The following is a 10,092-nucleotide window of genomic DNA, read 5'->3' as shown; positions in this document are numbered from 1 at the left end:
GTGGGAGTCGCTGAACCAAGGACTATTGGACAATTGGACAGTTGAGCTTTTTTTATTGCTACATCTCTTCCATTGTATGGACATCTATCACTTTGCTTAAATGATTGATCGTGTTCCTCATCAACTATGACAAGACCTAGGTTTTCAATTGGCAGAAATACTGAACTGCGAACACCCATAACGAGAACAGGGCCCTCGCTTTCTTTTAGTTCTTTCCAAATAGCATTTTTTTCAGAGTCACTAACACCACTGTGATATGGAAAAACTCTACAGTCTAAATACTCAGCAAATGTATGTGTAAACTGCGGTGTTAAATTTATTTCAGGAAGTAAAAAAAGAACAGACTTACCTGACCTTAGTAATTCCTTCATTAGACTTAAATAGACGGAAGTCTTTCCAGATCCCGTTACACCATGAATATAGTGTCTATCAAAACCGTTGCTGATTTTTTCTCTGATAGACTCAAAAGTCATTTGCTGTTCAGGGTTTAACGTGTGAGGAAGGTCTTTCCCAGACCCCTCTACAAATTCGACCTTCCTAGGTCTCTTTAATATTTTAGGAAGGCATTCAATAATCGTCATACCTAAATTGTAATGATAATAGCGAGACATCCACTCATAAAGACTGAGCTCTTTTTCACTTAAGCAAAATAAATCAATTTCCTTAGAGGCTACAGGCTTAAGCTTATACTTATCTAATTCACTTTGAACCGCTTCTTTTGGTAGGCCAGTCTGAATAACACAGCCTGCAGCTTTTCTTCTTCCAAGTGGAACTTGTACAAGATCACCCCTTTTAAGTTCAAACTCAGAAGGGCACTCATAAGTAAGTATCCCTTCGGGACCGGGATACTTAACGGCAACTTTACAGTAGGTTGTCACTATCAACTATACCTTAACATTCCACTTCACCCCATCAGGAGTATCTTGAAAGTCTATACCCATAGCATGAAGAGCATCACGGGCCTCGTCAGCTTTAGTCCAGTCCTTAGCTTCTCTAGCTTCTTCTCTCATTTTAACAAGCTCAAGAATTTTATCTTTATCAAGTTTCTTTTCTTTAAGCATTATTTCATCAATTGAAGAAAGGAACTCAACAGGAGATTCTTGAAATAATGCCATCATTTTTCCGTACTTAAGAATCCATTCTTTAAATGCATTCGCAGTAGTCCATGAATTGATATCTTTTTTCTTTTTAAGAATATTTAGAGAATTAAATGCTCTAACAACTTCAAAAATAGTTGCTATAACTTCACCTGTTCCAAAATCGTCATCAAGTGACTTTTTAATCTTTGCATCTGATTGCTTTAGGACTTCAGCAAATGACTTATTTACTTTTCCTGAATCATTTTGCTCAAAAGTTTCTATAACAGTATTCACAGTTACCAATGTTTCATAAACTCTTCTAAGTCCTGAAATAACTTGGTGTATCTTCTCATCTGTTACATTGAAATTACTTCTATAATGAGCAGAGAGCATAAGGTATTTTAAAATCTCAGGGTGGTACTGGTCCATAAATGCTCTACCAGTAATAACATTACCTAGAGATTTAGACATTTTTTCGTCTTTCAAGTTAATAAACTCGTTATGCATCCAGTAGTTACAATACTTAGTACAGTTACAACCTTCACCTTGAGCTATTTCATTTTCATGGTGTGGAAAAATTAAATCAATTCCACCACCATGAATATCAATAGTATCGCCAAGAATAGCTTTAATCATTGCTGAACATTCAATATGCCAACCAGGTCTTCCCTCTCCCCAAGGAGACGTCCAATGTGGTTCACCCTCTTTAGAAGGTTTCCATAGAACAAAGTCAAAAGGATTTCTCTTTCTTGAATCAACCTCAACTCTTTGACCTGCATTTAAATCTTCTAAATTTTTATTTGATAGTTTTCCGTAGTCTGAGTAGTTATCTATTGCATAGAACACTTCTCCTTCAACTTCATAGGCCTTATCATTCTTTATAAGTGTTGCTACATAATCAATGATCTCATCCATATACTCAGTAACCTTTGGGTTATGAGTATGCTTTTTAAGACCTAGTCTATTGAAGTCCTTTTCGAATTCTGCAATATACTTTTCTGAAATAACAGTAGGCTCAACACCTTCATCATTTGCTTTCTTAATGATTTTATCATCGACGTCAGTGTAGTTATAAACAAATGTTACATCGTATCCACTCAGTTCTAACCAATTGCGAACAAGGTTGAATGTGATGGCCCCTCTAAAGTTTCCAATATGAAGAAGATCATAAACAGTTGGTCCACAGAGATACAGCTTTACCTTTCCATCTTCTAATGGCTTGAATTCTTCTTTTTTATTACTCAGAGTGTTATATAATTTAAGTGACATCTAATTTCTCCATTTGCTTCTTTTTTAGCACAACGTTTTCTATTTTAAAAAGTCCAATGTACTATAAGAATATAATTTTAAACGATTAGGGACCTAAGAACTATGGAAAAATTTGATCTTATTATTAAAGGTGGTACTTGTGTACTGAAGTCAGGCTTAAAGAAGCGTGATCTTGGAGTTAGAGACGGTAAAATTATAGTATTAGATAATAGTTCAGAGGAATCTGCGACTAAAATTATTGATGCTACAGGGTTACATATATTCCCAGGATTAATTGACACTCAGGTTCATTTTAGAGAACCAGGACTCACTCACAAGGAAGACTTGGCCTCTGGTTCACTTGCAGCAGTGCAAGGCGGTGTTACGACATTTCTTGAAATGCCAAACACTACTCCTCCGACAACTACAAAGGCCTCTATTCTAGAAAAGATAGAAATTGCAAAATCCAAGTCTCTATCCAACTTCGGATTTTATATGGGTGGTACAGCTGAAAACCTAGAAGAGCTCAAAAAAGCAAAAGACATTGAAGGTTGTTGTGGAATAAAGATCTTCTTAGGAAGTTCCACTGGAAACTTATTACTTTATAAAAGAGAAAAGCTTGAAGAGATATTTAAAAATACAACAGGTGTTATAGCCCTTCACTCAGAAAATGAAGAAATGCTAGTTCAGAGAAAAGAAATCAGAGATAGGGCCACAACAGCACATGCTCACCCAGAGTGGCGAAATGTTGAGACTGCTCTGACTTCGACAAAGAGAGTTATAGAAATTGCGAAAGAATGTAACAGAAAAGTTCATGTTCTCCATATCACTTCGAAAGATGAAATAGACTTCCTAGCAGAGAACAAAGAGTTTTGTACGGTGGAGGTAACTCCTCAGCACTTAACTTTATCAGCACCTGATTGTTACGATAAGCTTGGAACCTATGCTCAAATGAACCCTCCAATAAGAACGGTAGATCATACGGCAGGACTTTGGGGCGCCTTAAAAAAAGGAGTCGTAGACGTTATAGGTTCAGACCATGCCCCTCATACTAGAGAAGAAAAAGATAAAGGATATCCAAACTCTCCAAGTGGAATGCCAGGAGTTCAAACAATCTTCCCTATTCTCTTGCACCATGTACAAATGGGAAATTTAAATTTAGAAGAAGTCGCAAAGTACTTATGCTTTAACCCTGCTAAACTTTATGGGTTAAATAAGGGTCACTTAGAAAATGATTTTGATGCAGATATTACAATTGTTGATATGAATGAAGAAGTTGAAATTAAGAATGAAGATATGGCCTCAAAATGTGGCTGGACACCTTTTGATGGATATAAGTATAAAGGAAAGATAAATTATACAATTGTTGGTGGCAATATTGTTGTAGAGAATGGAGTTGTAGACTCATCTCACTTTGGAAGCCCGATAAAAATTAATCAAAGGAAGTTCTAGATGAAAGATATAGTAAACGAAGCATATAAAGTAGCACTTGAAGCAAGAAAGAACGCTCACGCTCCATACTCAAAGTTTCACGTTGGCTCTGCAATCAAAGTAAAGGGACACGATGAGCTCTTTCCTGGGTGTAATGTTGAAAATGCAAGTTATGGTGCAACTATTTGTGCTGAGAGAAATTCAATAATTGGAGCGGTTGCTAGACTTGGAAAAGTTGAAATTGAATTTGTTGTTGTTGCCTGTGATACAAATCCAGTAACTGTACCATGTGCTCTTTGCCTACAAGTAATGAGTGAATTTACAAAACCAGATACACCTATTCACTTAGGTGATTTAGAGTCTGTGAAGAAGACGGTTCATTTTGGTGATTTACTTCCAATGCCATTTAATACACTCGATTGTTAATTCATCGAGTGTAATACTTTTCGACTACCATAGTCACACTCAAGACATTGAGCAGACTCTTCCATAACTAGAGTAGTGCAATCGGCCCAATGAGTGATAATCAATTTCTTCCCACAGCTGGGGCAATCTTCCATAGTCTTGGTCACCTCTTTAATATCTCCGTGATACTTCTCTAAATGCTCAAGCTCAAATGCGCGTTCTCTAAGACTCATTACTATTCCTTTTGATTTGACTTGATATCTATCGGAAAAGTGTTCTAAATAATGAGAGTTTTAAACTGGAGTAAATCACTAATATTACTAGAATATATTGGTAAAAAATATAGAGTCATAATGCAATAACTCCCTGTTTTCATGGTAGTTTACAATTGTCTAATCTTTTCTTTATAAGAATTTGATATAATTTGCTAAAGCGTCAAAAAATAGGTATTTTTTTGACCTAATTTGCAAGTAAGGGAAATACAATGGATTTACATACTTTACGAAGTAACCATTCAGATATTATGGACTGTGAAGTTAAAGACTCTACGGGTTTAAATGACTTCCAAAAACTTTCAAATGACTTTGGAGTAGCAATACCTAAAGTTGGTATTGAAAGATTTAGAATACCATTAAAGTTTAAACATGAAGATGGGACAATCATGAGTCATGACTGTGAAGCATCTATGTTTGTATTTTGTGATGCTCACAAAAATGGTGTTAACATGAGCCGATTCTGCGCGATACTTCAAGAAGAGTCTGAGTTAACAGCAATTGATAACGACTTCTTTAAGAAAGTTTTACATCGATATAGAACAGATCTACGTGATACCGATACAGAAGATCTAATCCCAGAATCATTTTTAAAATTAAACTTTAAATATCCTGTAAAACAAAAGTCACTTAAGTCTGACAACTGGGGATGGCAATATTACAACTGCTCTCTTGAAGGTAAAGAAAATAGAGACGGTCAAGTTATTATGAGTATGACAGTAAATTTTGAATACTCTTCAACTTGCCCATGTTCACTATCAATGGCAAAACAATATGAAAAAGGTTATGCCAGTGGTGAAATAACTGAAGGCAATGGAATTGCAACAGCTCATAGCCAAAGATCTAATGCCACAGTAACTGTTGACTTCAATTTGGATAAACCATTATCTTTAATTCAATTAATTGAATTACTTCGTGTTGCACTTCCTACAGAAACACAAAGTCTTGTTAAGAGATTAGATGAACAAGCATTTGCCATATTAAATGGTGAGAATCCTATGTTCGTTGAACACTCTTCTAGAAGAATTAGTGCTGTATTAAATCAGGAAGAAGCAATACTTGACTGGAGAGCTAAGGTAGAACACTTTGAATCTCTTCATAGTCACAACGCGGTTGCGTATATCTCAAAATAAATGATAAAAAGGTCTCTAACTTGGGACCTTTTTTTTTTGGGAAAGATCATGAAAACAATATTATTCTTAAGCCTTATCTTGTTAACTTCTTGTATGAAGGAAACGACTAAAATTAATATTTTTCACTACAACATTAAAGAACTAGATTCTTTAAAATTACGTGATTCATCTAACAAGCAATTAGCTGCAGTTAAAGAGATAGTATCTAAATTTGAATTCGATATTTTTTCAGTCAACGAAATTCAATATGATCTCCCAATGATACCTAATAAAAGCCTTACAAGTACTGGTCAAAATATAAAATTACTTGCAAAGAGCTTGGGACTAGAAAACTTTTCTGCAATTTTTTATCCGGCCAACACAGGAATGAAGGCCAGCAGAGATCCACATGGAAACTACGTTGAAAGTTTTAAGGCCACAGGAGCAAGAAAGTATGCAGATCCTGTAAACTTTGGACTCTATCCAGGTCAGTACTCAACAGCAGCGCTTATAAAAAGTGATATTAAAATTTTAGACTCTAAGAATATACAAACAATTAAGTGGAAAGATTTTAACCCTTCAATAGATTTAAAAAAATACACTGATGGTAATGGAGCCCCTCTACCTGAGAGTACTAAGTTATTCGATAAAAACTTCACAGATATTCTTGCAGAAAAGAATGGTTTTAAATTTCATATAATATTACTTCACACTGTTCCGGCCTTTCACTTTGGCAATAAAAAGTCACCAAACTATGAAAGAAATGCTGATCAACTTAGATTTTTAGAATGGTACTTAACTCAAGAAACAAGCTTTAAAGTAGAGGGAATTGAAATAGATCCACTACCTAAAGATACTCCTTATATTGCAATTGGAGACTGGAACACAGAACTTACAAATAAAACTAACCCAGGAAGTGCTGTCCTTAGAAGCTTAAAGGAAAAGTCACAATTCTGGATGAAGGAACCTCTTACAATATCAAATGAGGGCCCTTCTTTTACGCCTAAGAGACTCCAGCTTCAATTAGACTACATTACAGTCAGTAATCACTTTAATATCCTAGAATCCGGCGTATATAGACCTAATGAAGAAAGAAAGGAATTAGGTTGTGACAAAGTTTCTTCAGGTGAGAATATAAGATCTTATACAATAAAGGACAGTGGTAAGACATGCTTTGCTAGCTTTAATAAAGATTTTCTAAACTCGAAACAAGCTTCTGATCACTTCCCTATTTGGGCGAAACTAGAAGTAAAATAGCGAGCTCTTAGCTCGCTTTAATTCTCTTAAAGCTCTGAGAGAACTCCACTAGCTTTTCAGCGATATTTTCCTTGTGTACAACCTCTGTAGCTCCACCAAGTGAGATGGCCTCTTTTGGCATCCCAAATACAACACAGCTCTCTTCACTTTGAGCAATCGTTAAGGCCCCTAGGTCTTTTAATTTCTTAATTCCCTTGGCACCATCTTTGCCCATACCAGTCAAGATAACAGCAATAATATTTTCTTTGGAAGCTACAGCTTCAAAGGATTGAAACATATAATCAACAGATGGCTTAAACCTATTTACGGGAGCATCATCTGTAATTTGTATAATCTTTTTATCCCCTTTAGTTTTAATCTTCATCTGTTGTCCACCAGGAGCTATGTAGACATGATTTCTCTCTACACTCTCCCCATCAATCGCTTCAGATACAGTAAAGGGACACAGTCCATTTAATCGATCTGCGAAGGCCTTTGAAAAGACCGCTGGAATATGTTGGACGACGAGCATTGGAGGAATCTCAGAAGGTAGCCCACAAAGAATATCTTTAAGTGCTGTAGTTCCTCCAGTTGAAGATCCTATAACTACAGAGCAGTCTTGATTGAATAGGTTATTTGATCTGCTAACAATGCTGGATGAGCTTCTTCTGTTGGTTTTAAATTTTGATGCCTCAAGTACTTTTTCAATCATCAATGGTCCAACAATCGAGAGTTCCTCGATCTTTGGTTTTTGAATATAGTCAAATGCACCACTCTCAAGAGCATCTAGAACTAAAGGACCTTCCTCAATACTCACAGAAGTAATCATAATGGCCGGAATCTTATACTTTGGTTGAATGATTTTTAGTAGCTCAACACCATTCATCTCTGGCATATGTATGTCCAATGTTATGACGTCTGGCTTAAACTCTTTTATAAGCTCTTCTACATCACTAGGCTTTTCAGCCGTTGCAACGACATTTATTCGGTCAGATTTAGAAAGTACTTTGGTTAATAAGTTTCTTATAGTTTTTGAATCATCAACAACAAGAACATTTACAACTTTATTCTCAACAACTGCTTCTTCTTTTGTGACTCTAAGTTTTCCTTCATTTGGATAAAATACAACTTCAAACTTATCATCTCTTTGAACTAATTTTTCATCTCTAAACTTAAACTCTTCTATTCTCGTTTTAATATCTCTTAGAAAACTAACGCTACCAACGGCTTTAATAACCATCATACTTTTGAGTGTATTAAGTTCTTTTTCGGCCCTAGAAAGGAAGTCTTCAAGACTTCCTTTTTTCAAATCTAAATTACTTAATATTGTTCCACAAGACTTCCCTTGGGAATCTTCAACACAGACAAAGCATTCGAAATTAATTTTCAAATAGTATTCTGATTGAGAAGAACCTGAAAAAAAATTATCTTCCACTGTTACTTCCTACTTAGGTATTCTGAAGACATATAAGCAAAACTAGTAACAGGAACAACATCTGTTGCAACTTCACTTAATGATGTATTTACCCCTATGTCCTCAAGGAGGAGTTGTGCATTCCCCCAGTTTAGAATCTTCTCTCCACTATGCTTAGAACATTGTCCAAAGATCATTACTGATGTCTTTGCGTCATGATGATGCTTGTGCGCTTGTTCAAATACTTTCTTAAAGTCAGCTATATAGACTTTACCTGGCTCAAATTTATCACTAATACTGTCTACAACCTCAACAGGATATTTAATTTTATCACTCATCTCTTCTTTTAAAGCTTCAAGAATATTATCTTGTCCTTCAAAAAGCATGAGTGTTGCAGGTTGAGGACCGTGTAACTCATGAAAAAATTTAATCACTTTCTTCTGATCAGAGAATGAAGAAACAAGGACTCTAAACTTAGTCTCAGGATCATGAATTAGTATTTCTTTTTCAAACTCTTTATCTACCGAGCTCACGTGTTGCTTAGTTAAACTCTTATCAATATACGAAACTCTAAGCTTCGTTCTAATTTCTTCACCCCTTTCTAAAAGGTTATTAAGAGCAGGCTTTTCAATAAAATCAGAAGCTCCAGCTCGTAGGCATCTCATCGCAGCATCTGAATCATCTCTAGATGCAGAAGATATAACAACAACAGGAGGGTGTGATGATTCATAGTAAGTTTCTAAATATGTCACACCATCCATTTCTGGCATATGAATATCTAGAGTAACAACATCGACCTTCCCCTTAAGCTCACTTAACTTATCTCTTGCCTCTATCCCATTGGATGCAGTTCCCACAACCTCGTACTGATCGCCTTCAGCGAATACTTTCTTAAGTAATGTTAAAATACTGGAAGAGTCATCAATACAGAACACTCTTAATCTTTCTGGTACAGATGTAACCGTTTCAATAATTGAAGCTGCTGGAGAAGTACGTTTTTCAGAAATAAGTACTTCTGGTGCCACTTCCTCAAGAACTTTATGACAGTATACTGATGGTCCACAATTTTTAATATCTAACTTTAAAGCACTTAGAGATTCAGAGATACCAGAATACAAGTACCCGTCAGAGTGTAGATGATTTAAGAAGTTTTTTGTAATTTCATGAATCTGCTCAGTCTTAAAATAGATGAATACGTTACGACAAAAAATTATATCAAACTTTTCATTTCTCATTTCTTTATGAAACGTTAATAAGTTATATACTTTGAACTCACAGTGCTCTGAAATACTCTTTTTCGCTTTAACGTAATCAGAGATATCTCCCGTTCCTCTTGCCCAGTGATTGGCAAGGTAGTTCATTGGAGCAGATTTTATTTCTCTTCTATGGTAAACACCATTGGCCGCAATCCTTACGGATTCAGGATCAATATCACTTCCCATAATTTTATACTTCATTGTAGAGTCTATTTTTGGAAGATAAAAATCTAAAAACATAGAAAGAGAATATACCTCTTGTCCTCTACTACATGCCGCTGACCAAATCTTGATTGTACTTTCACCGCGAGCACGGATCTTTTTAACAAGTTCAGGCAAGTGGGCTTTTAAATGTTCAAAATGAGTAAACTCTCTAAAAAAGAAAGTGTGGTGTGTAGTAAGTAGTGAAACCAATACACCAGATTCTTTTTCTCTATTTGAGTCAATATAACGAATATATTGATCCGCTTTTGTAAGTCCTAACTCACTCATTCTTTTCTTGATTCTAGTTTGAACCATCAGAGCTTGCTTTTCACCAAGAACATTTCCTGATATTCGAGCAACGATAGAACTTACCTTCTCCACGAGAAGGTCATAAGAGTCTTCAACTAATTTATTTGCAACGCCCATAGATATATC

Annotated in this window: 9 protein-coding genes; 4 read left to right on the top strand and 5 right to left on the bottom strand. The window is 35.6% G+C overall.

Annotated elements, in window-relative coordinates; all coding sequences use genetic code 11:
* Together ABX784_RS07020 and cysS are read right to left on the bottom strand one after the other, a co-directional pair.
* The coding region (locus tag ABX784_RS07020; protein WP_372654188.1) for a DEAD/DEAH box helicase family protein at positions 1–878 on the bottom strand (878 nt) is incomplete at its 3' end.
* Positions 879–884: 6 nt separating this feature from the next.
* The gene (cysS, locus tag ABX784_RS07015) at positions 885–2,348 is read right to left on the bottom strand and encodes a cysteine--tRNA ligase (protein WP_372654186.1); all 1,464 of its coding nucleotides are present in this window, start codon (positions 2,346–2,348) and stop codon (positions 885–887) included.
* Between the two features lie 102 nt (positions 2,349–2,450).
* Here cysS and ABX784_RS07010 point away from each other — a divergent pair, with 102 nt between their 5' ends.
* Both ABX784_RS07010 and cdd read left to right on the top strand, forming a co-directional pair.
* Positions 2,451–3,779 carry a dihydroorotase gene (locus tag ABX784_RS07010; RefSeq protein ID WP_372654185.1) on the top strand — a complete coding sequence of 443 codons (1,329 nt, stop codon included), beginning with the start codon at positions 2,451–2,453 and terminating at the stop codon, positions 3,777–3,779.
* Positions 3,780–4,184: a cytidine deaminase gene (gene cdd / locus ABX784_RS07005; protein ID WP_372654183.1), complete on the top strand. Its 405-nt coding sequence runs from the start codon at positions 3,780–3,782 to the stop codon at positions 4,182–4,184.
* Here the strand turns inward: cdd and ABX784_RS07000 are convergent.
* A complete protein-coding gene (locus ABX784_RS07000) occupies positions 4,181–4,396 on the bottom strand; it encodes a hypothetical protein (RefSeq protein ID WP_372654181.1) in 216 nt (71 codons plus the stop codon). The genes cdd and ABX784_RS07000 overlap by 4 nt on opposite strands.
* 251 nt (positions 4,397–4,647) lie before the next feature.
* Between ABX784_RS07000 and folE2 the strand changes: the two genes are divergently transcribed.
* Positions 4,648–5,568: a GTP cyclohydrolase FolE2 gene (gene folE2 / locus ABX784_RS06995; protein ID WP_372654179.1), complete on the top strand. Its 921-nt coding sequence runs from the start codon at positions 4,648–4,650 to the stop codon at positions 5,566–5,568.
* A 48-nt stretch (positions 5,569–5,616) separates the two neighbouring features.
* Positions 5,617–6,804, top strand: a complete 1,188-nt coding sequence (locus ABX784_RS06990) for an endonuclease/exonuclease/phosphatase family protein (protein WP_372654178.1) — start codon at positions 5,617–5,619, stop codon at positions 6,802–6,804.
* Between the two features lie 7 nt (positions 6,805–6,811).
* On the opposite strand, the gene cheB is transcribed toward ABX784_RS06990, so the two are convergent.
* Positions 6,812–8,218 (bottom strand): chemotaxis-specific protein-glutamate methyltransferase CheB, encoded by a 1,407-nt coding sequence (gene cheB, locus ABX784_RS06985; protein ID WP_372654177.1) that lies wholly within the window; start codon positions 8,216–8,218, stop codon positions 6,812–6,814.
* Between the two features lie 2 nt (positions 8,219–8,220).
* Positions 8,221–10,083, bottom strand: coding sequence for a CheR family methyltransferase (locus ABX784_RS06980; protein WP_372654175.1), 1,863 nt, complete (start codon positions 10,081–10,083; stop codon positions 8,221–8,223).
* Between the last annotated feature and the right edge of the window lie 9 nt (positions 10,084–10,092).

It is taken from the genome of Halobacteriovorax sp. (assembly GCF_041587335.1).
GTDB lineage: Bacteria > Bdellovibrionota > Bacteriovoracia > Bacteriovoracales > Bacteriovoracaceae > Halobacteriovorax.
This window is presented reverse-complemented; position numbering and strand designations above follow the sequence as displayed.

Coding starts and splice junctions, on each gene's coding strand:
- ABX784_RS06980 (WP_372654175.1), bottom strand. CDS start 10,083: ATGGGCGTTGCAAATAAATTAGTTGAAGACTCTTATGACCTTCTCGTG.
- ABX784_RS07000 (WP_372654181.1), bottom strand. CDS start 4,396: ATGAGTCTTAGAGAACGCGCATTTGAGCTTGAGCATTTAGAGAAGTAT.
- cysS (WP_372654186.1), bottom strand. CDS start 2,348: ATGTCACTTAAATTATATAACACTCTGAGTAATAAAAAAGAAGAATTC.
- cdd (WP_372654183.1), top strand. CDS start 3,780: ATGAAAGATATAGTAAACGAAGCATATAAAGTAGCACTTGAAGCAAGA.
- ABX784_RS06990 (WP_372654178.1), top strand. CDS start 5,617: ATGAAAACAATATTATTCTTAAGCCTTATCTTGTTAACTTCTTGTATG.
- folE2 (WP_372654179.1), top strand. CDS start 4,648: ATGGATTTACATACTTTACGAAGTAACCATTCAGATATTATGGACTGT.
- ABX784_RS07010 (WP_372654185.1), top strand. CDS start 2,451: ATGGAAAAATTTGATCTTATTATTAAAGGTGGTACTTGTGTACTGAAG.